Annotated in this window: 22 protein-coding genes and 1 other RNA gene; 11 read left to right on the plus strand and 12 right to left on the minus strand. The window is 50.2% G+C overall.

All coding sequences use genetic code 11. From position 1 onward, the window contains the following. Nucleotides 1–103 precede the first annotated feature (103 nt). Together ACJJJB_RS03345 and ACJJJB_RS03350 are read left to right on the plus strand one after the other, a co-directional pair. A complete protein-coding gene (locus ACJJJB_RS03345) occupies nucleotides 104–616 on the plus strand; it encodes an O-acetyl-ADP-ribose deacetylase (RefSeq protein ID WP_020411654.1) in 513 nt (170 codons plus the stop codon). Between the two features lie 98 nt (nucleotides 617–714). After that, on the plus strand, nucleotides 715–1,179 hold the full coding sequence (locus ACJJJB_RS03350) for an Mpo1 family 2-hydroxy fatty acid dioxygenase (protein ID WP_282951298.1): 465 nt from the start codon (nucleotides 715–717) through the stop codon (nucleotides 1,177–1,179). 54 nt (nucleotides 1,180–1,233) lie between these two features. On the opposite strand, the gene ACJJJB_RS03355 is transcribed toward ACJJJB_RS03350, so the two are convergent. Next, nucleotides 1,234–1,719: an Lrp/AsnC ligand binding domain-containing protein gene (locus tag ACJJJB_RS03355; RefSeq protein ID WP_020411656.1), complete on the minus strand. Its 486-nt coding sequence runs from the start codon at nucleotides 1,717–1,719 to the stop codon at nucleotides 1,234–1,236. 198 nt (nucleotides 1,720–1,917) lie between these two features. Between ACJJJB_RS03355 and ald the strand changes: the two genes are divergently transcribed. Beyond that, nucleotides 1,918–3,063, plus strand: a complete 1,146-nt coding sequence (gene ald, locus ACJJJB_RS03360) for an alanine dehydrogenase (RefSeq protein ID WP_020411657.1) — start codon at nucleotides 1,918–1,920, stop codon at nucleotides 3,061–3,063. Between the two features lie 323 nt (nucleotides 3,064–3,386). Here ald and ACJJJB_RS03365 read toward each other — a convergent pair whose 3' ends face one another. The 3 genes from ACJJJB_RS03365 to ACJJJB_RS03375 all read right to left on the minus strand — a co-directional run bounded on the left by ACJJJB_RS03365 (nucleotide 3,387) and on the right by ACJJJB_RS03375 (nucleotide 6,597). Next, nucleotides 3,387–4,739, minus strand: a complete 1,353-nt coding sequence (locus ACJJJB_RS03365; RefSeq protein WP_445365736.1) for a substrate-binding domain-containing protein — start codon at nucleotides 4,737–4,739, stop codon at nucleotides 3,387–3,389. Nucleotides 4,740–4,989: 250 nt separating this feature from the next. Further along, nucleotides 4,990–5,706, minus strand: coding sequence for a 16S rRNA (uracil(1498)-N(3))-methyltransferase (locus ACJJJB_RS03370; RefSeq protein ID WP_445365737.1), 717 nt, complete (start codon nucleotides 5,704–5,706; stop codon nucleotides 4,990–4,992). 48 nt (nucleotides 5,707–5,754) lie between these two features. Then, nucleotides 5,755–6,597: a 6-carboxytetrahydropterin synthase gene (locus ACJJJB_RS03375; protein ID WP_445365738.1), complete on the minus strand. Its 843-nt coding sequence runs from the start codon at nucleotides 6,595–6,597 to the stop codon at nucleotides 5,755–5,757. 128 nt (nucleotides 6,598–6,725) lie between these two features. On the opposite strand from ACJJJB_RS03375, the gene ffs reads away from it, so the two are divergent. Together ffs and ACJJJB_RS03385 are read left to right on the plus strand one after the other, a co-directional pair. Further along, nucleotides 6,726–6,823, plus strand: an RNA gene (gene ffs / locus ACJJJB_RS03380) — signal recognition particle sRNA small type. A gap of 251 nt (nucleotides 6,824–7,074) precedes the next feature. After that, nucleotides 7,075–8,937 (plus strand): M2 family metallopeptidase, encoded by a 1,863-nt coding sequence (locus tag ACJJJB_RS03385; protein WP_445365739.1) that lies wholly within the window; start codon nucleotides 7,075–7,077, stop codon nucleotides 8,935–8,937. Between the two features lie 124 nt (nucleotides 8,938–9,061). Here the strand turns inward: ACJJJB_RS03385 and ACJJJB_RS03390 are convergent, their stop codons facing one another. From ACJJJB_RS03390 to purM, 5 genes are all read right to left on the minus strand, one after another. Beyond that, entirely contained in the window at nucleotides 9,062–9,841 is a 780-nt protein-coding gene (locus ACJJJB_RS03390; RefSeq protein ID WP_445365740.1) for a type IV pili methyl-accepting chemotaxis transducer N-terminal domain-containing protein, read from the minus strand. A 506-nt stretch (nucleotides 9,842–10,347) separates the two neighbouring features. Then, complete coding sequence (locus ACJJJB_RS03395; RefSeq protein WP_020411663.1) at nucleotides 10,348–11,745, minus strand: outer membrane protein transport protein; 1,398 nt, start codon at nucleotides 11,743–11,745, stop codon at nucleotides 10,348–10,350. A gap of 247 nt (nucleotides 11,746–11,992) precedes the next feature. After that, a complete protein-coding gene (locus tag ACJJJB_RS03400; RefSeq protein WP_445365741.1) occupies nucleotides 11,993–12,697 on the minus strand; it encodes a DUF3108 domain-containing protein in 705 nt (234 codons plus the stop codon). 97 nt (nucleotides 12,698–12,794) lie between these two features. After that, nucleotides 12,795–13,448, minus strand: a complete 654-nt coding sequence (purN, locus tag ACJJJB_RS03405; RefSeq protein WP_020411665.1) for a phosphoribosylglycinamide formyltransferase — start codon at nucleotides 13,446–13,448, stop codon at nucleotides 12,795–12,797. Beyond that, a complete protein-coding gene (gene purM, locus ACJJJB_RS03410; RefSeq protein WP_445365742.1) occupies nucleotides 13,448–14,509 on the minus strand; it encodes a phosphoribosylformylglycinamidine cyclo-ligase in 1,062 nt (353 codons plus the stop codon). The genes purN and purM overlap by 1 nt, the downstream gene beginning before the upstream one ends. Nucleotides 14,510–14,785: 276 nt before the next feature. Here purM and ACJJJB_RS03415 point away from each other — a divergent pair, with 276 nt between their 5' ends. The 4 genes from ACJJJB_RS03415 to ACJJJB_RS03430 all read left to right on the plus strand — a co-directional run bounded on the left by ACJJJB_RS03415 (nucleotide 14,786) and on the right by ACJJJB_RS03430 (nucleotide 20,019). After that, nucleotides 14,786–15,883, plus strand: coding sequence for a DUF2066 domain-containing protein (locus tag ACJJJB_RS03415; RefSeq protein WP_445365743.1), 1,098 nt, complete (start codon nucleotides 14,786–14,788; stop codon nucleotides 15,881–15,883). Nucleotide 15,884: 1 nt separating this feature from the next. Further along, on the plus strand, nucleotides 15,885–16,598 hold the full coding sequence (gene hda / locus ACJJJB_RS03420) for a DnaA regulatory inactivator Hda (RefSeq protein ID WP_445365744.1): 714 nt from the start codon (nucleotides 15,885–15,887) through the stop codon (nucleotides 16,596–16,598). Nucleotides 16,599–16,814: 216 nt separating this feature from the next. Then, on the plus strand, nucleotides 16,815–17,750 hold the full coding sequence (locus tag ACJJJB_RS03425; RefSeq protein ID WP_353374936.1) for a universal stress protein: 936 nt from the start codon (nucleotides 16,815–16,817) through the stop codon (nucleotides 17,748–17,750). A gap of 451 nt (nucleotides 17,751–18,201) precedes the next feature. Next, nucleotides 18,202–20,019: a DUF885 domain-containing protein gene (locus ACJJJB_RS03430; protein ID WP_444945449.1), complete on the plus strand. Its 1,818-nt coding sequence runs from the start codon at nucleotides 18,202–18,204 to the stop codon at nucleotides 20,017–20,019. Nucleotides 20,020–20,096: 77 nt separating this feature from the next. Here ACJJJB_RS03430 and ACJJJB_RS03435 read toward each other — a convergent pair whose 3' ends face one another. After that, nucleotides 20,097–21,974, minus strand: coding sequence for a DUF885 domain-containing protein (locus tag ACJJJB_RS03435; protein ID WP_445365745.1), 1,878 nt, complete (start codon nucleotides 21,972–21,974; stop codon nucleotides 20,097–20,099). Nucleotides 21,975–22,206: 232 nt separating this feature from the next. After that, nucleotides 22,207–22,788 carry a superoxide dismutase gene (locus tag ACJJJB_RS03440; RefSeq protein WP_020411673.1) on the minus strand — a complete coding sequence of 194 codons (582 nt, stop codon included), beginning with the start codon at nucleotides 22,786–22,788 and terminating at the stop codon, nucleotides 22,207–22,209. Nucleotides 22,789–23,121: 333 nt separating this feature from the next. Here ACJJJB_RS03440 and ACJJJB_RS03445 point away from each other — a divergent pair, with 333 nt between their 5' ends. Both ACJJJB_RS03445 and ACJJJB_RS03450 read left to right on the plus strand, forming a co-directional pair. Further along, a complete protein-coding gene (locus ACJJJB_RS03445) occupies nucleotides 23,122–23,877 on the plus strand; it encodes a hypothetical protein (protein ID WP_445365746.1) in 756 nt (251 codons plus the stop codon). A gap of 151 nt (nucleotides 23,878–24,028) precedes the next feature. Beyond that, nucleotides 24,029–25,537 carry a fumarate hydratase gene (locus ACJJJB_RS03450; RefSeq protein ID WP_445365747.1) on the plus strand — a complete coding sequence of 503 codons (1,509 nt, stop codon included), beginning with the start codon at nucleotides 24,029–24,031 and terminating at the stop codon, nucleotides 25,535–25,537. A gap of 185 nt (nucleotides 25,538–25,722) precedes the next feature. Here ACJJJB_RS03450 and ACJJJB_RS03455 read toward each other — a convergent pair whose 3' ends face one another. Continuing rightward, the gene (locus ACJJJB_RS03455; protein WP_445365748.1) at nucleotides 25,723–26,640 is read right to left on the minus strand and encodes a LysR substrate-binding domain-containing protein; all 918 of its coding nucleotides are present in this window, start codon (nucleotides 26,638–26,640) and stop codon (nucleotides 25,723–25,725) included. Between the last annotated feature and the right edge of the window lie 180 nt (nucleotides 26,641–26,820).

Below are 26,820 nucleotides of genomic sequence, written 5' to 3' on the forward strand. Positions count from 1 at the left end.
GACAGCTACGCAAAGGGCGCGCCTGTGATATGGGTGCGACTGTTGTGAAGCGAAAAGGATTTCCATCCGCAGCGATTATTCAAATAGCGGTTGGAGATACTGAGTGATCAAAGTTCATCTCGGTGATATCACGCGATTAAACGTCGATGTCATCGTCAATGCCGCCAACGCTCGTCTACTCGGCGGTGGTGGAGTGGATGGCGCCATTCACCGTGCGGCGGGTCCAGATTTGTTGGATGCCTGCCGCAGTATCGGGGGTTGCCCGGTTGGTGAGGTCCGTGCCACTAGCGCTTTTTCAATTCCTGTCAAACGTATTTACCACACGGTTGGGCCAGTCTGGCGCGGTGGCCGTTTGGGTGAGCCAGAGCTTTTATCGAGCTGTTACCGCCAATGCCTGACTTTGGCGCGGCGAGAGAACATGCGTTCCATCGCATTCCCCGCAATTAGTTGCGGTGTTTATGATTATCCTCCCAGGCTTGCGGTAGAAATTGCCGTTGAACAGGTGCAGCAGCACTTGGAGAGAGAGGGGGAGCCACAGAGTATTGTTTTCTGCTGTTTCGATAGGGAGATGGCTGAACTCTATCACGCTCAGCTGGATGCATACGTGCGGCGTTGACAAAATATTTTACCTGGCACTTTCGGCCATTGATTACCGTTTGTGCCCGGAGGATCATAGCTCTCCTGACAATGACACAATAAGAAAAGGAGATTGTCATGCGCACCGCCCAGCAGTGGTTTGCCGAATACGGCGAGAGCCACCAGAACCCGATCAATAAATCCATTCACTGGGTTGCAGTACCGGTAATTTATGCAACTGTTGTTGGCCTGCTATGGGATATTCCGCAGCCGCAGTTTATGGCGGCGATCCCTTGGTTGAACTGGGCAGTAGTGATCACAGTGCCAGTGATGCTTTTCTATTTTGCCCTTTCCTTTGCAATTGCAATTGGCATGACTGCCTTAACGGTAGTTTGCCTCTGGGCCTGGTCGATAGCGGAGCGCCTGGGGGTGCCCGTTTGGCAGACGGCACTGGGACTATTTGTAGTGATGTGGATTTTTCAGTTTATAGGCCACCATATCGAAGGGAAAAAGCCCTCTTTCTTTAAAGATATTCAGTTTCTACTGATTGGCCCGGCTTGGGTTATAGGTTTTGTTTATCGCAAGCTGGGAATCCACTACTGATCACTCTTGCCAACTTGCAGTAGGGGGGCTGACTAGTCGCCCCTACTGATGGGCTCATCGATTGTAGTGAACGGGTACTTCCAGGGTTTCTTTTACTTCCTCCATCACCACGTAACTGGTGCACTCCTGTACTTCTGGCAGAGTCAGAAGAGTCTCACCGTAAAACTTGCGGTAGGCGCTCATATCCGCAACCCGTGCTTTGATCAGGTAGTCAAAATTGCCAGAGACCAGATAACACTCCTGTACTTCCGGTAGTGCGGCCACAGCGTTGCGGAACTCTTCAAATGCGTCCTGGGCGGACCGGTTCAGGCGAATCTGTACAAAAACCACCAGGGCGGCATCCAGGAATTCTGGATTGATCAGGGCAGTGTATCCTTGGATAACGCCATCATTCTCCAGTCGTTTTACCCGTTCAACACAGGGGGTAGCAGTTAAACCCACTTGTCGGGCGAGTTCAGCATAGCTGGTACGGCCATTTTTTTGCAGGACTCGCAGGATATTGCGGTCCACGGTATTGAGTTCTTCCGCGCGCTTGCGCATACCTCTGTCTCCTGGATAGATGATCAGCTCAAAAATCGGACTATCGACTAAGTTTAATAGTGGATTCCACTAGTTTGATAAAAAATCTTATAGAAATCCACTTTAGGAGTGGCCTTATACTGGGGAAAACACAGAAATTAGGTGTGGCTTTGTCTATGCGCAAAGATTGCGCCAGATACAGAGATTGAGGAGCAGAAAATGTTGATTGGCGTCCCTAAAGAGATCAAAAACCACGAGTATCGTATTGGCCTGACGCCGTCGAGTGTTCGCGAACTGGTTGGCCACGGTCATCAGGTAATCGTACAGAAAGATGGCGGTGCAGCTATTGGCTTTACCGATGAAATGTACGAGCAGGCCGGTGCCAAGATTATTGATACTCCGGAAGAGATTTTTGCCACTGCCGATATGATCGTCAAGGTCAAAGAGCCGCAGCCGAATGAGTGCGAAATGCTGCGCCCTGGGCAGGTTCTTTACACTTACCTCCACCTGGCTCCAGACCCCAAGCAAACCGAGCTGTTGGTGAAATCCGGTGCAACCTGCATCGCTTATGAAACTGTTACCGACCGCTTTGGTGGTCTGCCGCTGTTGGCGCCGATGTCTGAAGTGGCTGGTCGTATGTCTGTACAATGTGGCGCCCACCACCTGGAAAAAGCTCAAGGCGGCCTTGGAGTATTGCTCGGTGGTGTACCCGGTGTAGCCCCCGCGAAAGTCCTGATTATCGGTGGTGGTGTTGTTGGTACCAATGCAGCCAAGATGGCCCTGGGTATGGGTGCTGATGTAACCATCCTGGATCGCTCACTGCCACGTCTGCGTCAGCTGGATGACATCTTCGGTGGCGCTGTGCGCACTGAATACTCCACAAACGACGCTATTGAAAAGCACGCGCTGGAAGCGGACCTGGTTGTGGGTGCAGTATTGATTCCGGGCGCTGCGGCTCCCAAGCTGCTGACTCGCGACATCATCAGCCGCATGAAGAAGGGTGCTGTGGTTGTAGACGTGGCTATCGACCAAGGTGGTTGTTTTGAAACATCCAAAGCCACTACCCACCAAGAGCCTACTTATGTGGTAGATGGGGTAGTACATTACTGTGTAGCCAATATGCCCGGCGGTGTAGCCCGCACCTCCACCATGGCTCTGAACAACGCTACCCTGCCTTACGCCGTGGCCCTGGCAAACAAAGGTGCTAAGCAGGCGTTGCTGGATGATGCGAATCTTCTGGAAGGGCTGAATGTTCACGCTGGTATGGTGACCTACAAAGCTGTTGCCGATGTATTGGGCTATGAATTTGTGGATCCCAAGCTGGCTCTGCAAAAAGTAGCTGAGTCTGAAGAAGCTGTAGCCTGATTGTTGGCGGCTGCTCAGCAGCCGCCTATTTAAAACGAGCTGCAACGCGCTTGTTATTTGGGAGTTTTTCCCGGAGCGCTCCTGGCGTTCCTCTCTGTGAGACCTGACAGTGAAAGCTGTCATTGATAGCCGCGTATCAACGCGGCTTTTTTATTGCGAGTTTTATTTTCTGGGTTGGCTTACTGCTGCACTGATTTCCCTTAAAGTCAGTTGTTGGCGATAGCTCAGTATCAGAAGACAGGAAGGACTTTACAGAACACTCCATCGGATTTAATCCCGCCTCAATCATTTTTTCTTCCCTGTGAAACGGCAGGATCTTCAATTTACAGAAGCCAAACTTCAACCCGGCGATTTTTGACTTTGCCACTGGAGTTGTTCGATGCAATAGGTAGGTAAGCGCCGAAGCCTTGTACGGGAGCAGTGTTTATCTGGTGGTCGCGAAGTGCGGATCGCACAGTTACTGCACGCAGCTTGGATAGAATTACTGAACGTTCCGGGCTGGCTTTTTCATCGCCAAATCCAATCAGTAGCAATCGGCGATCACGATTTTGGGGTTTTTGCATATAGTTTGCGAGTCTTTGAATATCCTGCTGGGCTTTGTTGTCCAGAGACGCACTACCTTCAGAGAAGCGGAAATTAATACTTAGTCGTTCTGCTTTTTCAGTCAGGGTCAAATACTCCACTGGGCCTTCCCTTAAGCTGCCAGGCTTTACACCAATTGGGGTCTGTGCAACAAACCCTGTGGCTTTTACCTGCTCTTGTCCCAGCTCACTTTGCACAAAACGTAGAAAATCATCGGCAGCTGGTTTGGCTGAATACACCGGTGTATATAAAAACAGGCGGCGTGATAGGGGATAATCTTCGGTCGCAACAGTTAAGTGTTCAGGTGCTTGAGGCAAAGTATCTTCATCGGAAACAGAGATTGCCTTGGATTGCCTTATTGATGCCAGCCCAACAAAGCCAATGCTGTTGGGGTCTGCGGCAACCAGGTCCGAGAGTTGATCATTGGATTCAAAGCGTTTTGCGCTGCCGGCGAGTGTGTGGCTTTTGCCAAGTACCAGATTCTTGAATGTATCCCAGGTGCCAGATTGATTATCACGGGCATAGACTTTGATTCGACCTTTGTTACCGCCGAGTTGGGACCAGTTGGAAATTCTGCCGGAGAAAATAGAGGCGATTTGTTGCAAGGTCAGTTTTTCGATGCGATTACCGGGATGCACAATAATTGCCAGGCCATCGATAGCAATTACATGCTCTGCCCGGCTACTGCGCATGTCTCCAAGGCGGCTCAGAGATGATAATTCCGTATCCTTGATCGGTCTGGAAGCCATGGCAATATCTGCTTGAGACTGCTCAAGCCCTTTAAACCCAGTACTTGAACCATGCGCCGCTATATCAATGAAAACGGTGTTACTGCCAGTGTCTGCCTGTACGCGAAGTTCATTGGGAGTGTCCAAGGGGGTTACGCGAATATTTCTGGCGCTTTTTGCGGAGAGGTAATCGCGAATCAAGTTGGGTGCCAGCTGTGCACCGATGGTGTTGGATCCGTGTAAGGTAAACAACAGGCCCGAAGTGCTCGAGTCGAAAGGAGGCAGCTCAGCTGCAGCCGCCGGGGTGAGTATAGGCCCCAGTAAAAGTGATAAGGTGAAACATAGCCGGTGAAGGAACAGGTACATAAAAACTCGCCCATAGGGAAGAAAAACGAGGCCGCAAAATATGTCTTATTTATTACAAAATGATGAAATCTTGATGAATAAAACGTGCAAATGTCTCACTATCCGCTGTAGGAGTGATTCGCATTAAATGATCGAGTGGAAATTTGAAGCTGTGAGGTAGGAGAGATTAAGGCTTTGTAATAGAGGTGGCTCGGGTGTAAGAGGCTGCTTAATTTTTTTTACAACCCCTTTTCCGTTCGGTTGTGTATGCTCAGCGGGCGGGGAAAAGGCGACTTACCAATACTGGCAGCGCGGTTTCCACGCGCAGAATACGCGCTCCCAAATGTACCGAGTGGAAACCGGCCTCCATTAGCTTTTCAACTTCGTAGGGGATAAAGCCTCCCTCAGGGCCAATCGCAAGCGTTGTTGTCTTATCGATATCAACGGGACAGGCATCGCCACCTACCGGGTGAGCTACCAATTTTAATGTATTGGCGGATAGCTCGGGTAGCTCATCCTCCACAAACGGTTTGAAGCGCTTGCGCAAGATGATTTCCGGCATCTGAGTATCAACAGCCTGCTCAAGGCCTAACAGGCACTGTTCGAATAGTTTATCCGGTTCCAGCCAGGGTGTTTGCCAATAGGACTTTTCTACACGATAGCTATTCAGGAGAACCAGCTTTTTTACGCCTAGGGCAGTGATATGCTGAATAATCCGCTTCAACATTTTAGGGCGCGGCAATGCCAGAACCAGCGTAAGTGGTAGTGGTGGTGGAGGGCTGTTTTGTAACTCCACCCTTAACTCTACTTGTTGATCAGTAAGAAAAGTGATTTCACCAAAACCAATCTTGCCATTGAGTAACCCAACACGCAGTTGCTGCCCCGGTGCAGCTCGATGGACTTGGATAATATGTTCCAACCTGCGGCCTGAGAGGCGTACATGTGTTGAGTCGAAGAAATCAGTTTCCCGTAAAACAATCAGGTTCAAAATCCGCTAACCTTTGCTGGGCCCAGGGAATAATTTATGCGCAAAAGCTTATTGCTTGGCGGAGGCGATAGCCCCTTTACCCAAGCCTTCATAAGCGCGAACGGTGATTTCTTTTCCAGGCAAATCTTTGGCCAGGGTATTGGCAATATATTGAGCCAGTTGCTCCACGGTAGTATCGCAGTTGATCACCTCGCAACAGCGTACAGGAATCTCCAGAGTGAAATTGCCCTGCTGAGCCCGATAAGCGAAGCTCAGGGTTTTCTCGCCCTCCTCAATTAAATCTTCGCGGGTTCCTATATAGATGTCTTCCCAGCGTTTTGCCCATTGTTGCTCCAGCTGCTTGTCGCGCTCTCCAGCAGAATAAATCTGGATGCGGGATCGATGGCCATGGGCAATTCGCTGGCAATTGCCATCGTGTTTTTTTAGCCCGTGGCTGTAGTGGTAGAAGGCATCTTCTATTTTTTCATCTTCAAAAGAGAGCTTGAGTTGCTCGACACTGGTCGGAAAGGAGCTGGCCAGCTGCTTTACACTCCAGTTTGCAACGGTGTCTCTATTAATAGTGTCAGCTTCGACTAGAGCGAAAGCCTGCTCGGGCCCGGATACGGCAATTTGCTCGCCATTTGCCAGCTGCCAACTGAGTGAAATTAGCTCGCCTTCATTAGTAAATGTCAGGCCTGGGGCCTTGGTGGGCACTAAAAGGCGGTGGTCAAGTTGATCATCCAGCCAATGGCGTAGAGTCTTTTTAACGATACCAAAGTCACAAACCATACCCTGGTGATCCAGGGTGCCCTCAAGGGCAGCATTGGCCAGCCATGTCTCTCCTACCAGCCCGCGTTCATGGTCCAGGTAGCTGAAGTCAACATTGGTCAAATTATCGACAAAAAGGTGCATGAGTAACTCTATTGAAGGGGTAAAATACTAGACGTCTATTATAACCTGTTAATAGGGCTGGAACTTGCGCCTTTATGCCTCTATAATCGCGCCCTCTTCGGATGCACCGAAGATCGTTGTGGCGGCCCTTCCGGTCCCCTCGCAATGAGCAGCTGTGAACCCCGCCAGGCCCGGAAGGGAGCAACGGTAGCAGTGGTATCATGTGCCGAGGGTGTTGCTGGTTGGGCTGCCTCCATCTTCTCAGTCTTTCCCTTCTATTTTCTTTTAGATCTTCTTTCCCCGTTGCGAAGTAAGCTTCTTGAGACCTCGCGAACTGACTGGTTTTGAGCCGTATTTTCCCCCGGAAAATCTGCAAAAAAAGGTATTTTGTGTCGAACTGGGCTTTCAAATTGCGCCTGACGTCGATGACAATATGAAGCTTATGCTATAAACGGCGTCAGTTATAACCAGGCCCAATAATGATTATCTGAGGGGAAGATGAAGAAAATTGCTTTCGCCATCGCCACTACGGTGGCGCTGTCTGCTTGCGACGATGGCCAACAGGCTCCGAAAAATATTGATGTGGCTCAGGCTACTGCAGAAAGTCCGGCGGCAGAACAAGGCCAGCTGACAGCCAAAGATGCCCAGGTGTTCCTGGATGGCGCCCAGGCGCGCCTGGAAAAAATGGCCCAGGAGATGAGCCATGCAGCCTGGTTGGCCTCGACTTACATCAATATGGACTCCCAGTACGTTGAAGCGCTCGCCAGTGAGCGTTACACGACCCTGGCCGTGGAACTGGCCTCCGAAGCAGCTAAGTTCAATAATCTGGAACTGGATGCAGATACCCGCCGCAAGCTGACTATGTTGAAGCAGGGCTTGGTATTCCCCGCTCCGAAGGATCCGGCATTAACTTCCGAATTGGCTCAAATCGGCTCGAAGATGCAGGGTATGTATGGCGCTGGCAAATACTGCCGTGAGGAGTCGGGGGATGAGAAGTGCTATACCCTGACCGAAATGGGTCAGATGATGGCCACCAATCGCGACCCTGAACTACTCAAGGATCTTTGGGTCGGTTGGCGCAAAGTCTCTCCTCCAATGAAGCCACTTTATGAGCGCCAGGTTGAGATCGGCAACGCCGGTACCAAAGAGCTGGGCTATGACAACTTGAGTGTTTTCTGGCGCTCCAAGTACGATATGAAACCGGATGCTTTCGCAGCTGATATGGATACGCAGTGGAATAAGGTGAAGCCTTTGTATGAGGCCCTGCATTGCCATGTGCGTGCCAAGCTGAATGAGCATTATGGCGATGAGGTTGCACCTGCCCAGGGCAAAATTCCGGCACATTTGCTCGGTAACATGTGGGCTCAGGAATGGGGCAATATCTATGAATTGGTTAAAGATGAGGACATGCAAGCGCCTTATGACCTGACTCAGCTCGTTGTTGACTCTGGCATGAGCGAGAAGGATATGGTGAAGGTGGGTGAGAAGTTCTTCACCTCTCTTGGCTTTGAGCCGCTACCTGATACTTTCTGGGAGCGCTCACAGTTCACCCAGCCCCAGGATCGGGATGTGGTATGTCATGCCAGTGCCTGGAATATGGATGGTCAGGACGACATTCGTATCAAGATGTGTATCAACAAGACTGGTGAAGACCTGGTTACAATCCATCATGAATTGGGCCATAACTTCTACCAGCGCATCTATAAGGACCAGCCTTTCCTCTACAAAGAGGGTGCCAATGATGGTTTCCATGAAGCTGTTGGCGACACTATCGCGCTATCTATTACCCCGAAGTACCTTAAAGAAATCGGCTTGATGAATGAGGTGCCGGACGAGAGTAAGGATATTGGCTACCTGATGCAGCAGGCGCTGGATAAGATTGCCTTCCTGCCTTTTGGTTTGTTGGTAGATAAATGGCGTTGGCAGGTATTTAATGGCGAAGTGCAGCCTTCCGATTACAACAAGGCATGGTGGAAATTGCGTGAGGAATACCAGGGTATTGAAGCTCCAGTAGAGCGCACCGAAGCGAATTTTGACCCGGGTGCCAAGTACCACATTCCAGGTAATACGCCTTATGCCCGCTACTTCCTTGCGCGTATTCAGCAGTTCCAGTTCCATCGTGCACTCTGTGAGGCCGCTGGTGAAACCGGGCCGCTGCATCGTTGCTCTATTTACAAAAATGATGAAGCGGGCGAGAAGTTGCGCACCATGTTGGCTATGGGTGCAAGCAAGCCCTGGCCCGATGCAATGGAAGCTCTGACTGGCCAGCGCGATCTGGATGCCTCGGCAATTATCGATTACTTCCAGCCTTTGATGGCCTATCTGGAAGAGCAAAACCAGGGGCGTCAGTGCGGCTGGTAATCTGCTGGTTATCCAATAGCGTATTAGCGCACTAATTAAGAAAGGGGGGCTCCCCCCTTTCTTATTGTTCCGATGGTTTCTTCAAAGCTTTTCTGGAGTATTCTTTCAATTGCATTCTCTGTTCTTATAAAGTTGTGTTTGAATCCAATAATTTGGCATACAGCTGAGTAATAACATTCATATTGCGCAGCATTAGATCGGTAGTGCCTGTAATTACTTGAATCTGGCGCTTCTCAGATATTTTCATCTCTCCTTCGAACCCGCGACTGGCGTAATTTAGGTGATCCTGAGCTTTGCGCAGATTGTGGGTGATTTCGGGTGTGTTGAGTGGGCTTTCCAGAAGCTGGTTAAGGCGGTTGGAGTACTCGGAAAGATCCTGTTGCAGACCGCTACTGGCATTATCTTGGGAAATTTCCCAAAGTTTAGCAGCATAGTTTTTGACTATGCGCTGGGAGAGCATGCGTTGCCGACCTGCGATGTTAATTAACTCAGCGCTATTATGCGGTGCAAGTTGCTGGAGCTTCACAACATAAGCATGGGTTTCAGACAGGAGTTCATCACTCCGTTCAAACAGCTTAGTAGCGCTTTCCTTGCTGGTGGGTTGGAGGGCGATTTTTTCAAATTTTTCCCATTCCTTTTGCACTTTTATTAATTGGGTTTCGATTTTTTCCGCGCCCTGAAAGTTACTTAGTTTTTCGTGGTTTCGCTTGAACTCCTGGAGGGACCTTGAAAAGACTTTTTTGTGGCGCTCCGCACTGGGCTGTATTCCGCGGAGGATATACGCCTGGGTGATACGCTGAGACAGCATCCGCTGCCGGCCAGCTATATTGATGGCATCTCCCATGGTGAAGGCCGAGATATCGAAGCTTAAGAATAACAAGAAAAATACTGCTATTAACTTCATGATTTTACTCTTGTTGCTTGGTTGTTTTCGGTTTTGATTTTTGTTTGATCGGGCTGGTGCCGGGGGTATAGATCCGGTACTGCTGCCAGTGGTGCTCGGTTCGCCTAAACTTCTAGTGCCCTCAGTAGGTTGTTCATTGCAATCGGGTTCAAGGTGGAATTTCAGTTGTTACTATTTTGCTTGCTCCCTGTTCCAGGTCATGGTCACAACAAAGAAAGAGGGGTGGTTCTAGTGGCCGCTTTTTGTTGAGAGTCATTGGTGGAATTTAATCGACAAGCAAAATTGTTGGCGTTGGATTTTTGGGTTAGACAGAGATTTGAATTTAATTAACTTGAGGGGTGTTTATAGCAAATTTGCCTGGATGGTTATCTACCCCCTTTTTTTAAGGTCGGGGCTGTGGTGGTATAGGCAAGGCTTTGGGGGCTTGAAGCGGGTGTCTTTTGTTGGTCTGTAAACAAAAAAGGCCCTACCGGAGGTAGAGCCTTTTTTTCGTGGGGACTTGCTAATCAGAAGCGGTAGTTAATAGCTGCACTGAACAGCCAGGCCTCTGTTTTGGTCGTGCCGCCATCGTAGTAGGTCGGAACGGGGATTGGTGTATATTCCTGAATTCTCTCGTCGTCACCCCAGATGTAAGCTATGCCGGCATCTACGCTCAGCTTTTCATTATATTGATAGGTTCCACCAAGCGTGAGCCACTGACGATCGGTGTCTGGAATGGATAATGTGCGCCAGGTGATGGGGAGGTCCAGGCCAGTAGTGGCAAGAATTTCTTCTTGCTCGTGACGATTGAAACCATCGCGCGCTGCACCTTGGTCATAGGCATAGCCGAAGCGCACGGTAATATCATCATTGTAGAAATACTCGCCAGCGAGGCTGAAGCGTGAACCGCTTTTAAAGTTTTCTTCTTTGATGAGTAGAGGATTGAACCCCTCACCAGCGCTTGGGATAAAGGCTTCGAGACGCTCAAACTCTTCCCAGTTGGTCCACATATAGCCAACTGCAACTGCCCATTGGTTGTCGAAGCGGTGGTAGAAACCCAGCTCCAAAGTATCCGGCAGGTCTAACGTGAGGTTGCCGCTGGTATCATCAAATGGCGCGGCAGGGGGGGGAGGTATTAAGTCGGAACTCACATCCCCTTTGAGTTTGGGATCGTACTTGGCATGGTAAGAAATGCCGGCGCGGGTATTATCACTGATGCGCCACAATGCACCTAAGGTCCAGCTAACATCCCAGCCATCGCCCTCAATCTTAAGAACGGAAGCGCCAGAGAGGCCTCTGCCTAAGACCGCAGGATTACTGAAGATTGGGTCAAGAACAAAGTCTGTCGGTATATTGGTCTTCAGGGTTGCATCGGCGTACAGGAAATTGATAGAAGCGCCAATGCTAAAGGTGTTATTAATATCGTAAGCAATAGAGGGCTGGATATTGACTGTCAGCAGCTCAGTTTGGTTTGCAATGGCAGCCGCTGGAAAGCTATCGGGGAAGTCAGTCTCAAGGCCAAAATCTGTATACATGGCCAGGCCCCAAGACCACTCATCGTTGATCGGTGCGGCTAAATAACCGTTGGGAATCCATGCGCTGGTAGCGTAATCGTCGGCATCAGCCCGAACAGTGGTGCGGGTGCCCGGGATTGGCCCGAAATAAGTAACATCGCCAGATACGTCGATATTGGGGTCTACGTAAGTAAGGCCACCTGAAATAGTGTAGGTGTCAAACAGCGCAGAGCCCGCGGGGTTGCGTGCGAGGATAGAGGCATTGTCACCGATGGTGTTTTCGGCGGCGAAGGCGCGGCCTAGGCCAGATGCGCTGGTTTCCTGCAGGTAGAAACCTGCTGCCATTGCGCCTTGGGAAACGGAGCCGATTGCTGCGGCCAGAACTGCGTGTCGCAGGTATTTCTTATTCATGAGAGCCCATCTCTAAGTCTGCTGATTACTGAAAACCATATGCAGCATTTGAATAAATGCCGTTACATGGAAGGAAGGCCGTTAGACTTATATAGATACCTTCCGATTTCATAGCAAATCCCTTACTGGAAAAGTTAGGCAATAGAAAACTGCCTGAGCAAGGGAAAGGAGTCACTTTATAATGAGAAAGGAGGCAAAAATCCATCAAATGAATAGATTTTTTTTTGCCTCGCGGGGAACTGGTTTTTTATTGGCCTGAGCTGACGTTTTTTCCATTAATGGATAGATTTGTCATGGTGATTTGGTATTTTTTACCATTTTCCTCTCTTTGAACAAGCTTCACTAACGCATAGTTCCACTGGGGGGCAATCCAGACTGTTGTCTCTCTTGCAGAGTCGGCATCCCGAACCCTGCGCACTTTAATTGTCTCGATTTCCCCCATCGGGGTATCCAGGGTTTCAGTGCCTTCTCGGGCAAAAGTGTATTTGCGAATCTTCTTGCCATCGGCAATTTCGTACTGGAGGTCTTCTTTGCCTGCGGCGACATCCATTGTCAGTTGCAACTGGTAGCTGACCTTATCGAGAATATGTGGAGATACATCTTTCAAATCCCTTTCGGGATTGGAAACATTGAGTACCATGCCCTTGTCTGGCTCAAAATTGAGCACAGTGCCGCGATTACGGCCCAGTCCTTTGCGGCGATATTCGTAATGGTAGGGAGTTATGTGGCCGTTCTCACTGGTAAAGCGGGAGTACTCTTTGATGCTGGCAAATAGGGTGTTGGTGCTGAAATCCAGTCGCCAATTGCCCTGCTGGCCTGTGAGCTCGCGGGTGGCGGTGACGCTGATACCATTGAAGCGCGCAGTATAGGTCGCTTTAAAGGGTTCTAATTGGTTGGCCAGGGTTTGGCTGGTGAGTAGAAAAAGAAATAGAGAGGAAACTAAAAAACGCACGGCTGAGCCCCACTAATACTGAATCTCCTTGAATATTAGCCGGCGGGACTGGCAAAGTACATTGAAGGACTTTTACCCCGCCAGCTAATAACAGGTCTCAGCTGTTTAGTTTGGCTCCGCTACGGGGTAGGAGTTCGCCATCCAACTGGGAGCGATCACCGTGCATATGCAACCTTTTCTCTGCGAACCAGGTAACTGCCATTGGGTATATTGCATGTTCCTGCACTTGAACCCGCTTGGCCAATGACTCTGTTGTATCCCCATCTTTTATAGGGACTACAGCCTGGATGATGGCTGGGCCCCCATCCAGTTCTTCGGTAACAAAGTGCACGGTAGCGCCGTGTTCGCAATCACCGGCATCCAGGGCGCGCTGGTGGGTGTGTAAGCCCTGGTACTTTGGCAGCAGGGAAGGATGAATATTGAGTAGGCGCCCGCTGTAGTGCTGTACAAACTCCGGTGTCAGGATGCGCATGAAACCGGCCAGGACTACCAGATCTGGTTGTTGGCTGTCGATCTCGGAAATCAGAGCACGGTCAAAATCCTCTCGGCTGGAGAACTCCCGATGATCAATCACTGAGCATGAGACGCCAGCTTCGGCGGCTCGAGTCAGGCCGTAGGCCCCAGATTTATTACTGATAACTGAGCAGATAGAAAAGGGCGCGTCGGTTTTTGCCGAGGCATCCAATAGCGCTTGCAGGTTACTGCCACTGCCGGAGATCAAAACGGTAACTTTGCATACACCCTGAGTCATTATAAGCCTGCCAGTTCAACAGCTTCCGAGCCCTCAACGGCATTTTCAATGCTGCCCACTACAAAGGCTTCCTCACCCAGTTGTTTGAGGGTTTCCAGAGCTTTATCAGCTTGATTAGCAGGTACACAAATTACCATGCCGACACCGCAGTTGAATGTGCGGTACATTTCGCGTGGGTCGATATTGCCTGCGCCCTGCAGCCAGCGAAATACCGCCGGCATTTCCCAGCTGCTAACGTCAATGCGCGCAAGGCACCCTTCAGGAAGAACACGGGGCAGGTTTTCCAGCAGGCCGCCGCCGGTGATATGGCTGAGGGCATTAACCTGGACACTCTTCATCAGCTGCAGCAGGTTCTTGACATAGATACGAGTGGGCGCCATTAAGGCTTTGGCCAGGGTTTCTCCGCCAACAGCCTCTTCCAGGTCGGCACTGCTGACTTCCAGTACTTTTCGGATCAGTGAGTAGCCATTGGAGTGAGGGCCACTGGAAGAGAGACCGATCAAAATATCGCCGCTTTTGACTTTGCTGCCGTCGATGATTTCTGATTTTTCCACCACTCCCGTACAGAATCCGGCCAAGTCGTAGTCGTCGCCCTCATACATGCCTGGCATCTCGGCGGTCTCGCCACCTACCAGTGCACAGCCGGCCAGCTCACAACCTTTACCAATTCCAGAGACTACCTCAGTGGCGATATCTACATTGAGTTTGCCGGTAGCGTAGTAATCGAGGAAGAACAGGGGCTCAGCGCCTGCGACGACAAGGTCGTTGACGCACATGGCAACCAGGTCAATGCCGATGCTGTCGTGGATACCCAAGTCCATTGCCAAGCGTAGTTTGGTTCCCACACCATCGGTGCCAGAAACTAATACAGGCTCTTTATAGCCAGAGGGCAATTGGCAAAGGGCGCCAAAACCGCCCAGGCCGCCCATTACTTCTGGCCGGGAGGTGCGTTTGGCTACATGTTTGATACGCTCTACCAGGGCGTTACCCGCGTCGATATCGACTCCGGCATCTTTATAGGAGAGGGATGATTGAGTGGATTGCGGCTTGGAATCGCTCATGATTCTTCCTGCGGTGGGTATTCGAAGGGCGCGTATTCTAGCCGGGTCTTGCCTCAGTAGCCACGCCCTGGCGGCATCTCATTAGGCGATTATGGAATTTATCTCCATGTTGGCCTGTTGAAATACACGAATAGTGAGAACTCGGGGCTGAGAGAAGTCGCCGACGCTGATACAATAGCCCCAATTTTTATCCTAACCGTGGATTTTGGCGTCTTGCGCATCAATAACAATTTCGTGCAAGCTCACGGGGTGGAATGAGGTTTGGAGAGAAATCCTATGCACAAGCTGCTCCGGCAGGGATTGGTGTTGCAGTTACTGGCACTGCTTTTCGGTGCGCTAAGCCTGCCAGTCCAGGCTCGAGTTATCTCGGATCTATACGAAGTGGTTGAAGCCGTGCCCAGTCGTGGCGCTACAGACCGCGCGGCTGCGGGTAGCCGGGGACTCGAGCGGGTATTTGTGCGGGTTACAGGGGATGCCGCTATTGGCAGTAACCCCAATCTGCAATCGCTCCTGCCAAAGGCTCAACAGTTAGTACAGGGCTATCGCTACACTAGCGAGAACAATCAGCTTTATCTTCATCTCTCTTTTGACCCCCAGGCTGTCTCCAGGCAAGTTCACCAGCTGGGTTTACCTATGTGGCCAAATAACCGCCCAGGCACTTTAGTCTGGCTGGCCGTAGATACACTGCAAGATGGCCGCAGTGTCCTGCGTGAAGAAGATGCTCCAGAATTATTCTCTGTGCTTGACGCTATGGCCATAGAGCGGGGCGTTCCACTGGATTTCCCGGTGATGGATCTCAACGATCAGCGCAATATGCCTTTAGGGTCCCTCTGGGCTCAAGACGAGGCAGCTGCCGAACGTGCGGGTTTTCGCTACCGACCCGATGCTACTCTGATGGGGCGCCTATTGCAGGCTTCCGGCCGCCGCTGGCAGGCAGATTGGCTGCTGTTACACGGTGGGCGCAGCTATGCGTTCGACAGTAATGGTGGTTCTTTGGAAGAGGTGGCCTTACGAGGGGTTAACCAGATGGCTAACTTGTTAGCCCAGCGCTATGCGGTGCGCCCAGAAGGACAGGATGCTGAATCTGGAGCTGTGATTGTTGAACTGTCTGGTGTTGGTAGTTTTGCCGACTATACCGAAGCTTTGGCTTACCTGCAGGGGTTGGCTCAGGTGAGCAGTGCTCAGCTGCTCTCAGTGGAGAGCGATCGAGCGCGCTTGGCCTTGGTCACCTCTGTGGGGATGCGCAATTTACGTGATGCCCTGGCACTAAACCATAAATTGAGGGCACAGGGCCACGGGGACCCCATCGACCTGAGTGGAAAACGTGCCCCACTGGGCAGTGCTGACAATCCGTTGCGTTATCGCTGGGACTGAGATGAGTATTCCGCAGCAGTTGCCACTGGGCGTCTCCCTCCGGGACGATGCCACTTTCGATAACTTCTATCTGTCTGAGATGGACCCCAACCGTCAGGTTGTAGCCATGCTTCAGTCGTTTGCAAGTGGGCAGAACCCCGAGTCGGCAGTGTATATCTGGGGGGAGGCCGGTAGTGGTGTCAGCCATTTGTTACAGTCGGCCTGCCAAAGTGCCGAGGCCAATGGTCGTACGTTCCAATACCTGCCTATGGCTGAGCTGATGGCGATGGACCCTCTGGTGCTTTTGGATGGCCTTGAGCAGCTGGATCTGGTTTGTATTGATGACCTGCACCTTTTGGAGGGGCAGTCACAGTGGCAGACGGCGATGTTCCATCTATACAATCGGGTTAGGGATAGTGGCAGGCAGCTGTTGCTTGGGGCGCGTAAGTCCCCCCGGGGGATGGACATTGCCCTCGCGGACTTGCAGTCACGTCTTCAGTGGGCTCTGGTATTCCAGCTACAACCCATGAACGATAAGGATAAGGTAGCTGCACTGCGCAGGCGCAGCCGCTTGCGTGGTTTTGATTTGCCTGAGGATGTGGCCCAATACATATTACACCGCGCCCCTAGGGATACCCGGGCCTTATTTCTGTGCTTGGAGCAGTTGGATAGAGCTTCCCTGATGGCACAGCGCAAAATCACCATCCCCTTTGTGAAGCAAGTGCTGGATATCTAATTGGTTAGAGGATTGACCGGCGCTACACTGCGCCGGTAGTTTATCTACAAAAATATTCTACTCCCGGATCTTTTCTCAGATCCATCAGATGCCCTTATTGGTCCTTTTTCTTTGATTTTCCCTCGCCCCACAATATCAAGTGGTGACGGCCTTGGGGCTCGTGCGTAAATTGCTGTCCCTGCTTACTTCCGAGGCTCACAGCCAGAGGAGATTGATATGCCAAATGTTCATAGAATCCTCTATGTGAGTCACGCTGCGGAAGATGAAAGTAGCGGCTTATTGCAGGCATTTGCAGTTGCTCGCAATAACCATGCGGATATTAAGGTTTTGTTGGTGTGCCCTGCAGTACCTGAAGGTTTTGAGGATTTTGGTGAGTTGTGTGAAAAGGCCATGCTGGAGCGGGTAAGGGGGGAGATTGCTTCAGCCCAGGAGAGGATGAACCTGCCCAAGGACCAGGTAAAACTGGAAATAGAATCTGACTGCGGTCCACGCCCCGCCGAACGGGTGATTCGTCGGGTTCTTACCGGGGGCTATGACTTGGTCATTAAGAATGTAGAAGGGCGCACCCAGCGTAAGGGTTTTAAAGCTATTGATATGGAATTATTACGTAAATGCCCTTGTCCGGTTTGGTTATGTCGGCCGATAGAGCGTACTCACACTGATATTCGGGTTGCAGTGGCAATAGACCCAGAGACCGATGCGGCTAGTACTTATGATCTGGCAATTCGCCTGTTGCGCTGGGCTAGGGTATTGGCGGATAGCTGCAGTGGCACCCTACATGTAATTTCCTGCTGGGACTATGACGTGGATGAGTATCTGCGCCGCCATTTTCCGCTCAGTGCTTCTGAAGAGGAATTGGATCAGGCTACCGAGGCTGCGCGATCCCAACATCGCTCGAAGCTGGATGTGCTGATCCGTGCATCGGGCATTGGTGGAGACATACAGGTCCATCACGTGATTGCCCATCCTGATAACTATATCCCGCTGCTAATCGATGAGGAAAAGCTTGATTTGTTGGTGATGGGAACGGTGGGGCGCGCGGGAATACCTGGATTTATTATGGGTAATACCGCAGAGAATATCTTACAAAAAGTTAGCTGCTCTCTCCTAGCGTTAAAGCCCAGTGATTTTGAATCCCCTATTAAAATTTAATTTTTGGATTCTTGGTTAAGGTGCAATTGATATATTAATTTCTTTTGTTTCAAGTTATTAGATTTTTTTCAGGGTCTTTTTTTCATCTTTCTTATATGTTGGGTGGCTTGGGGTTTTAGTTTCTTTTGATTATTTTTCTGAGTGAAAAATTCAAGAAGGTTATTGTCTAGAGACAGTATGGCCTGGTATTTCTGAATATTGCTTTAATTTAGCTGTTTAACTCTTATTGATGTTATCAATATTTACATATTGATTGCCAAATTACTTGTTCCTTGGTGCCAGTTGGGTTTTATTTAAGTCGGGGCGTTTCAAGTGGCTACTTACCTAAATTGATTTTCAGTTGGTGTTTTGTCGCTCAATTCTACTTATTCGTCGCACTAAAAAGCCAGAGCGGTTGTGCCAGACCTCATTATAGAGTGAGAATGGAGTCACAAGTTAGGAGGAGAAGATAATGATAAAAAGGATATCCAAATGGTTAGGCGGGATACTATTACTCGGGGTAGTAGCAGTATCGGTCTTTGCTGTCAATGCGATCTATTTTAAACCCTGGTCTATCAATGTGTATTTCGAGCGTGCTTTTATTAAGCTCGGCAGCACCAGTCCAGAGATTCTCTCCCAACTGCGGGTGTTGGAGCAATTTGGTATCGATGGGCACAATGCTCACCTGGATGATGTTTCTGAAGAAGAACAGCAACGCCAGATGCAAATGATTAAAGATGAGCTGGCAGTGCTGCAGGGGTATAACCGCGAGGAGCTAAACGGGCAGAAGGCAATTTCATACGATGTGTTTGCTCACTTTCTTGGCAATATGGTGGAGGGAGAGCGGTGGAAACATCATAATTATCCGCTTAACCAGATGTTTGGGGTGCAAAATAGCTTGCCCGAATTTCTTGCCGAAGTACACCAGATCAATAATGTCAAAGAGGCAGAGTATTATCTCTCCCGGCTAAGCGAGGTTGATAGAAAGTTCTCCCAGGTGCTTGACGGGTTAAGAATCCGTGAACAGAAAAAAATTCTACCCCCTCGCTTTGTTATCGATAGTGTATTGGAGGAGATGCAGGGTTTTATAGCTGTTCCTGCTCATGAAAATATCCTCTTTACCTCTTTGCAAGAGCGCTTAGGGAAAATTGAAGGATTACCGGAGCAGGAGCGCACACGTATTCTGGGTAGGGGTGAGGCTTTGATTGATGCGGAAGTTTATCCTGCATATAAAAGCCTGATCGCTTATTACCGTGAGTTGCAACCACAGGTCTATGAAAATAATGGGGTTTGGGCATTACCGGATGGTGATGAATTTTACGCTTACCAAGTGCGCAGTCATACATCCACTGATTTGAAACCGGAGGATTTGCATCGTATTGGTCTTGAGGAGGTTGCTCGTATTGAAGGGGAGATGAGCCGAATTTTCGCCTCGGTAGGCCAGGATAGCGGCAGTATCAGTGAGCGTTTCGCGGGGATTAATAATGACCCCCAGTTCCTCTACGAGGATTCTGATCAGGGGCGTGAGCAGATCATAGCCGATTATCAAGCGATGATTGATGAGGTAAATACGGGCTTGGGAGATTACTTTGATATAAAGCCGGCGATGGGTGTTGAAGTTCGTCGTGTGCCTGAATTTAAGGAGCAGGGGGCTCCCGGCGCCTATTATAATCCCCCGGCTATGGATGGTTCTCGCCCCGGTGTATTTTATGCAAACTTGCGAGATGTTCATGAAACCAAGAAGTTTGGCATGCGCACCTTGGCCTATCATGAAGCTGTTCCCGGCCATCATTTTCAATTGGCGATAGCCCAGGAATTACAGGGGGTTCCCACTTTCCGAAAAATGGGTTTATTTACTGCCTATGCCGAAGGCTGGGCCCTCTATGCTGAGCAGGTAGCGAAGGAGGCTGGTTTCCAGGAAAACCCCTATGATGACCTGGGTCGACTGCAGGCGGAAATGTTTCGTGCTGTGCGATTGGTTGTGGATACCGGCTTGCATCACAAACGCTGGAGTCGTGAAGAAGCAATCGAGTATATGGTGGAAAAAACTGGTATGACAGAAACTGAGGTTACCACTGAAATTGAACGTTATCTTGTGATGCCGGGCCAAGCCCTGGCTTATAAAGCAGGAATGTTGAAAATCCTGGAGCTGCGTGAAAGGGCCCGTGAAAAATTGGGTGGCGACTTTGATATTCGACAGTTCCACAACGTGGTCTTAACTAATGGAGCCTTGCCATTGGCAGTGCTTGAGCAGCAGGTGGACAGCTGGATCACAATGAAAAAGGGGTAATGCTTTTTCGTACCCATAAAATAAAAAAGCCGCTCAATGAGCGGCCTTTTTATTGGAGTTACTTTTGTTATATGAAGCTAGCTATTCGCTTTCACTTGTGCGACCCATTCATTCACGAGCTCTTCCAGTACATCAAGTGGCACTGCACCATTGGCTAGAATAGTGTCGTGGAAGCCGCGAACATCAAACTTGTCACCAAGCTCTGCCTTGGATTTCTCGCGCAGCTCGACAATCTTGAGCATGCCGATTTTATAAGCGGTCGCCTGGCCGGGCATGACGATATAGCGTTCGATAGCCTTAACTACATCGCCTTTTGGGTTGGGGGTATTTTCCACCAAGTAGTCGATGGCTTGTTCGCGAGTCCATTTCTTGGCGTGGAGGCCAGTATCCACAACCAGGCGGCCTGCGCGCCACAACTCCATAGCTAGGCGACCAAAGTCAGAGTAGGGGTCTTCATAGAAACCCAGTTCCTTGGGAACCAGCTCTGAGTAGAGCCCCCAGCCCTCGGTATAGGCCGTGTAGCCACCGTATTTGCGGAATTTTGGAATATCCTGAAGCTCCTGGGCGATAGAGAGCTGCATATGATGGCCGGGGATGCCCTCATGGTAAGCCAGTGCTTCCATTTGATAGGTGGGCATATCTGACATGTTGTAGAGGTTGGCGTAGTAAATGCCGGGACGGGACCCATCTGGAGCAGGGCGCTGATAGAAGGCTTTGCCGGCAGATTTTTCACGGAATGGCTCAACAGCTCTTACATCAAGTTCAGCTTTGGGCTTGGTAATAAACAGCTCATCCAAACGCCCCTTCATGGTGTCGATAATAGCGGTGGCTTTCTCCAGGTATTCCGCCTTACCTTCCTCTGTAGTGGGGTAGTAGAACTGCTTGTCGGTTCGCATGAATTCGAAGAATTCCTGCAAGTTACCCTCGAACTTTACTTTGCGCATGATCTCACGCATTTCGTCGTGGATACGTGCAACTTCTTTGAGACCTGTCTGATGGATTTTATCAGCAGTCATGTCGGTAGTGGTGTATACACCCAGGCGGAATTTGTAGAAATCCTCACCATCAGCCAGTTTCCAGGCGCCGTCGTCGGTGGTGGCTTTTTTCTCAAGCTCCTGCAAATAGCCGATCAGTTTTTCATAGGCGGGGCCCGTGCTCTCTTTCAGCGCGGTACTGGCTTTGTCGATGAGTGCTTGTTTCTGCTCTTTGCCAATATCCAGTTTTTCTACTTTGCCTTTAAAGTCAGCAAACAGAGGGCTGTCTTTATCACCGTTAAAAGGTGCACCATTGATCAGGTTTTGCGAATCACTGATCACGTAGGGGAATACGAATTTTGGTACAATAGTGCCGGCTTCAGCATTGGCTTTCAGTTTCTCTTCCAACTGGGAGAAGTACTTGGGCATTGCATTCAGGCGCGCGATATAAGCCTCAGCATCACTTACATCGTCAATGCGGTGCTGGCTAATAAGTAGGGAGGCCGCACTGGTGTGTGTGGCGTACATCTGGTTGACGGGATAGCTGTGGTTGCGCCACTTATAGCCCTCGATATCCTGTTCCAGGTTACGCTTGGCCAAGCGCAAGCTCAGTCGGGTGGCTTCGTCCAGGCTACTGGGGTCAATTTTGTTTAGTTCAGCCAGCTGACGCTTGTCAATTTCCAGGGTTTCTTTGGCGAATTCGGGGGAGAGATCGTCCCACTTATCGTAGTCCTCTTTTTTGCCCAGGAATGTTTTGAATTCTGGGCTGCGGGAAAGATGCTCCTGGAAGAAGTCCTCGAACATCTGGTTAACCTGTTTGATGGCTTCCTGGCTTACCTCGGTAGTGGTGTCTTGTGAGGCTTTGCTTTCTGCTGCAGGAGCGGTCATATTCTGCTCCGCTGTGTTCGGTTTGCCGCGGTCACAGCCGCTGATAACAAGAGCACTTATGGCAGCTGCGATCAGGGTCGGTTTCAACTTCATGAGCATATTCCCAGTGTTCGGAGGTTCGTTGCTACTTTGTGCCACTCAAGTGGCATTCTCTAGGTTTTCGTTGCTATGGAATTTGCAGTTCCAAAGCGCACAGTAGAAGGTATTGTGCGCACTTGTGGTGCTTTTGGCCAGAGGCAGTTTCCCTCTACTTCGGTGTCACAGTTGCGCCCTGACCAAAAATAAAAAAGCGGGCACAGGGCCCGCTTTTTAGGTGAACTCGCGATTAAGCGAAATTCTGGTTTACAAATTCCCAGTTCACCAGATTCCAGAAGGCTTCCATGTACTTCGGACGCAGGTTGCGGTAGTCGATGTAGTAAGCGTGTTCCCACACATCGCAGGTCATCAGGGGAGTTACACCCTCTTCGGTCAGTGGAGTAGCTGCATTGGAGGTGTTCACGATTGCAACTGAGCCATCAGCCTTTTTCACCAGCCAAGTCCAGCCGGAGCCAAAATTGTTAACGGCACTGGTGGTAAACTCTTCTTTGAATTTTTCAAAGCTGCCGAAAGCGGCAGTGATAGCTTCAGCGATTGCGCCAGTGGCTTCGCCGCCGCCGTTGGGGCTCAGGCAGTTCCAGTAGAAAGTGTGGTTCCACACCTGGGCCGCGTTATTGAATACACCACCAGAGGAGGACTTGATGACTTCTTCCAGGGATTTGTCAGCATCAGCGGTGCCTTCCAGCAGGCCGTTCAGTTTATCTACGTAAGTTTTGTGGTGTTTGCCGTAGTGGTACTCCAAAGTCTCTTCGGAGATATGTGGGGCCAGGGCATTCATCGCGTAGGGGAGTTCGGGCAATTCGAAAGCCATGGTGTCTTCCTTCCTTTGTTTTCGGGTTATTGGTGAGAGCATTCTACACGCGCCGTATGCCAGAATTAAGCCGGCGCGATTGAATAGGGGAATTTGGGACGATTTCCTCGAACTCAAGGGGGGGGGTATATTGATGACAGTGTGCGACTGTCGTCTATTCTTACCAGTGGCCGCTTACTTTTTCGTCAATTTTTGGTATAACTGCCGCAGAATTCGACGAATCTGTCTCGGCTTTGATTGCCACATAGTATTCGATTTACCGGTACCTGGCTGGGCTGTTTTGAACCAGCCGGTACCGAATTCAGCAGATTTAGCTACCGGGTGTATTAATACATGCAACGCAGAGAGCCCACACTGGACGGCAGCGCCGCTATTGAACCAGCACTGGACCCACGGTCACAAAGAGAGAGTGAGACGGCGACTGAACCGCAGGTTATTGTTGAAGAGCGCCGCGGAGGTTTTTCCTTCCTCGGTATGTGTGCACTTGTCCTCGCTATGGGCGGGCTTGCCGCTTCAGGTTTTCTCTACCAGCAGTGGCAAGAGAGCCGTACTCAATTGGTTAATGCCGAAAACCGTATTGCCGATGCGGAGAGCCGGATTGCCGAGCTGGAGAAGCGTTTTAATCTCTCTGACGAGGAATCCACGGCATCTGTTGAGGTGCTAAATGCTAAAGCCAAAGAGAACTCCTCTGAGATTCGTAAACTCTGGGGTGTTGCTTACGATACTAACCGCAAGAGTATCACTGCGAATAAAGCAGCTGTTGCAGCCAATAAGAAGCAGGTTGCTGCACTCAATATCAAGCTGGGCAGCCTCGATGCCAGTGTGAAGAAGATTGCCGCTGTTGAAACTGCATTGTCGGAGCTGCGCAAGAGTAACACCGACAGCAAGCGCGAGATGACGGATAAAATTTCGCGTTTGGAACGACAACTAGCTTCTGTGCGCAGTGACCTGACTATGCGTGTTGGCGCTAATGAGGAAGCTGTGGAGTCTATCGACGCTTATCGACGCTCTGTTAATAAAGATCTGGTGCAATTGCGCGATGCAATTCGCTCCCTGCAGGCCAGTGAGCCAACTGCCTCATCTATGTAGGCATTGCGAGTAATAAAAAAGGGCGAACCCTATGTTCGCCCTTTTTTATTGCCCTGATAAATCAACAAGTCCCTTGTCAAATCAATAATCGGTCTATAACCCTACATTTCGTGTAGAATCGCCGGCCTTGAGACGTTAATCGGAGTTGGGTATGACCACTATCCGCCAGGATGATCTGATCGATAGCGTGGCTGACGCGCTGCAATTTATTTCTTACTACCACCCACAGGACTTCATTCGGGCCCTGAACAAGGCTTATGAGAAAGAGGTCAACCCGGCGGCCAAGGACGCCATGGCACAGATACTGATCAACTCACGTATGTGCGCCGAAGGCCATCGTCCCATTTGCCAGGACACGGGTATTGTGACCGTGAAGCTGAAAGTGGGCATGAATGTGCGCTGGGACGCTGAAATGGGTGTCACCGATATGGTGAACGAAGGTGTGCGTCGTGCCTATAAGAATGCCAGCAATGTGCTGCGAGCTTCTATTCTTGATGACCCTGATGGCGCGCGTAAAAACACTGGTGACAATACTCCAGCGGTCATCCACTACGAGATTGTACCCGGTGATACTGTCGAAGTTTACGTAGCGGCCAAGGGGGGTGGCAGTGAAGCCAAGACCAAGTTTGCCATGCTGAATCCGTCTGACTCCGTAGTGGACTGGGTTTTGAAGATGGTGCCGCAGATGGGCGCTGGTTGGTGCCCGCCGGGCATGCTGGGTATCGGCATCGGTGGTACTGCTGAGAAAGCCATGTTACTGGCTAAGGAGTCACTCCTAGATCCTATCGATATTCAGGAGCTGCAAGAGCGCGGCGCCTCCAGCCGTGCTGAAGAGCTTCGTTTGGAGTTATATGATTCCGTAAACAAACTGGGTATTGGTGCTCAGGGGCTTGGCGGACTGACCACTGTCCTGGATGTAAAGATTAAGGATTATCCTACTCACGCAGCTAACAAGGCAGTGGCGATTATTCCCAATTGTGCCGCTACTCGTCATACGCACTTCACTCTGGATGGCTCTGGCCCCGCGTGCCAGACTCCGCCGAAGCTGGAAGACTGGCCGGAAATTACTCGTGAAGCTGGCAGCAACACTCGCCGTGTCAACCTGGATACCGTCACTGCAGAGGATGTGCAGAGCTGGCAGCCCGGTGAAACCTTGCTACTGAATGGCAAGATGCTTACTGGTCGCGACGCCGCTCACAAAAAAATAGTGGATATCCTAGCGAAAGGGGAGAAGCTGCCAGTGGACCTGACTGGCCGCTTTATCTATTACGTAGGGCCGGTAGATCCTGTGCGGGATGAAGTGGTTGGTCCCGCAGGCCCAACTACCGCGACCCGTATGGATAAGTTTACGCGCACTATGCTCGAAGAGACTGGCCTGCAAGGGATGATCGGTAAGGCAGAGCGTGGCCCAATGGCAATTGAAGCGATTCGTGACAATAAAGCGGTATACCTGATGGCTGTGGGCGGTGCTGCGTACCTGGTAGCTCAAGCGATTAAAGCCTCCAAGGTAATTGCTTTTCCGGAGCTGGGTATGGAAGCCATCTACGAGTTTGAGGTGGAGGACATGCCAGTAACCGTAGCTGTCGATAGTCAGGGTGAGTCTGTGCATACCACTGGACCGTTGATCTGGAAGGCAAAAATTGAGGAGGGCGTCGTCTAAGGGCTGCCTCAATTTATACAAGCCGGGTCCGCGAGGTTCCCGGCTTTTTTTGTCTGCAAGCTTTTAGGGATTAAGTTTGGCGGGACTAGGTTGTCTTCTCAGCTAGTCACTGTAAACAGGCATAGTAAAAGCCTAACCTAATGCCTCAATTAGATTCATCCTGGTGCAGCACACTCCAAAAGCCTCTACATACCCAGCTCTGGGTAAAGCTGCAAAATGGTTTCTCTTAACCAGCGATGGGCGGGGTTATTGGTTTGTGACTTATGCCAAATCAGCTGCAGGCTGACCTTGGGGAAGTCCATAGGCAGCTCAATTGTACGAACAGGTAGTGCTCGGTAATGAGAGGACTTCATCATCCTTGCGGGTACAACGGCAATTAAATCGGTGGTGGCGACTATATGAGGAAAGGAGGATAGGTGTGGGACACGCAGACAAATATTGCGCTGCAATTTATTCGGTCTGGCCAGCCTCTCCATCGGTGAGCCTACGGGGCTTCCCCTCAGCAATGATATTTGTGGTATTGATTGAAAATCCGCTTCAGAGATGGATTTTCCTACCTTCTCATTATGCTCTCCTGCGATCACCACCAATTCCTCTTCGGCAATAATCAGGCTGCTGTAATTGGGAGACTCTAATGGTAAATAATCGATAATTAAGTCGACTTCACCATTGCTTACCATTCTGGAAGTCATCTCTGATTCGTCAGGCAATATTGTGAGCCTTATCCCAGGTGCATACTCTCGTAGCCAGGCACTGAGTCCTGGAATCATAAGGGTTTCCACCACATCGGGTAGAACAATCGAGAAATCCCTTTCTGCCTCATGATGTTCAAAGTCGAGTTGCTGAAAGCTGGATCTCACTGCTCCAAGAGCGGTGTGAATGGAAGGGTGTAGTGACAGGGCACGCTCGGTAGGGCGTAGCCCTTTTGCGGTGCGGATAAAAAGGGCATCGTTATAGGTGGATCTCAAGCGCTTTAAAGCGGCACTTACTGCAGGTTGGCTCATGTGTAGCTTTACTGCAGCCCTAGTCAGGTTACGTTCGACCATCAGGGCATCAAATACAGGCAGTAAATTCAAGTCCATTGATCTGAGATGACTCGACATTATCAATCTCACAAATAATGCTGTTAATTATTATTTATTAGAATTCAATCATCCGCCTGATTATATTTCTGGTCAATCAAATTCTTAAATTTGCTAATGCAATTGATGAGAGGCACCCTTTACATCACTTCTAGAGAGATGTGATCAAACAGCCTGATTCTGATTGTTTATATAGTTTTA

It is taken from the genome of Microbulbifer variabilis, assembly GCF_052468405.1.

Excerpts from the sequence above, each read along its gene's own strand:
- ACJJJB_RS03350 (WP_282951298.1), top strand. The coding sequence starts at position 715 with ATGCGCACCGCCCAGCAGTGGTTTGCCGAATACGGCGAGAGCCACCAG.
- ACJJJB_RS03455 (WP_445365748.1), bottom strand. The coding sequence starts at position 26,640 with ATGTCGAGTCATCTCAGATCAATGGACTTGAATTTACTGCCTGTATTT.
- ACJJJB_RS03435 (WP_445365745.1), bottom strand. The coding sequence starts at position 21,974 with ATGAAGTTGAAACCGACCCTGATCGCAGCTGCCATAAGTGCTCTTGTT.
- ACJJJB_RS03395 (WP_020411663.1), bottom strand. The coding sequence starts at position 11,745 with ATGAATAAGAAATACCTGCGACACGCAGTTCTGGCCGCAGCAATCGGC.
- ACJJJB_RS03390 (WP_445365740.1), bottom strand. The coding sequence starts at position 9,841 with ATGAAGTTAATAGCAGTATTTTTCTTGTTATTCTTAAGCTTCGATATC.
- ACJJJB_RS03440 (WP_020411673.1), bottom strand. The coding sequence starts at position 22,788 with ATGGCTTTCGAATTGCCCGAACTCCCCTACGCGATGAATGCCCTGGCC.
- ACJJJB_RS03385 (WP_445365739.1), top strand. The coding sequence starts at position 7,075 with ATGAAGAAAATTGCTTTCGCCATCGCCACTACGGTGGCGCTGTCTGCT.
- ACJJJB_RS03450 (WP_445365747.1), top strand. The coding sequence starts at position 24,029 with ATGACCACTATCCGCCAGGATGATCTGATCGATAGCGTGGCTGACGCG.
- ACJJJB_RS03375 (WP_445365738.1), bottom strand. The coding sequence starts at position 6,597 with ATGCACCTTTTTGTCGATAATTTGACCAATGTTGACTTCAGCTACCTG.
- ACJJJB_RS03365 (WP_445365736.1), bottom strand. The coding sequence starts at position 4,739 with ATGTACCTGTTCCTTCACCGGCTATGTTTCACCTTATCACTTTTACTG.
- ald (WP_020411657.1), top strand. The coding sequence starts at position 1,918 with ATGTTGATTGGCGTCCCTAAAGAGATCAAAAACCACGAGTATCGTATT.
- ACJJJB_RS03425 (WP_353374936.1), top strand. The coding sequence starts at position 16,815 with ATGCCAAATGTTCATAGAATCCTCTATGTGAGTCACGCTGCGGAAGAT.
- purM (WP_445365742.1), bottom strand. The coding sequence starts at position 14,509 with ATGAGCGATTCCAAGCCGCAATCCACTCAATCATCCCTCTCCTATAAA.
- ACJJJB_RS03445 (WP_445365746.1), top strand. The coding sequence starts at position 23,122 with ATGCAACGCAGAGAGCCCACACTGGACGGCAGCGCCGCTATTGAACCA.
- ACJJJB_RS03355 (WP_020411656.1), bottom strand. The coding sequence starts at position 1,719 with ATGCGCAAGCGCGCGGAAGAACTCAATACCGTGGACCGCAATATCCTG.
- hda (WP_445365744.1), top strand. The coding sequence starts at position 15,885 with ATGAGTATTCCGCAGCAGTTGCCACTGGGCGTCTCCCTCCGGGACGAT.
- ACJJJB_RS03430 (WP_444945449.1), top strand. The coding sequence starts at position 18,202 with ATGATAAAAAGGATATCCAAATGGTTAGGCGGGATACTATTACTCGGG.
- purN (WP_020411665.1), bottom strand. The coding sequence starts at position 13,448 with ATGACTCAGGGTGTATGCAAAGTTACCGTTTTGATCTCCGGCAGTGGC.
- ACJJJB_RS03415 (WP_445365743.1), top strand. The coding sequence starts at position 14,786 with ATGCACAAGCTGCTCCGGCAGGGATTGGTGTTGCAGTTACTGGCACTG.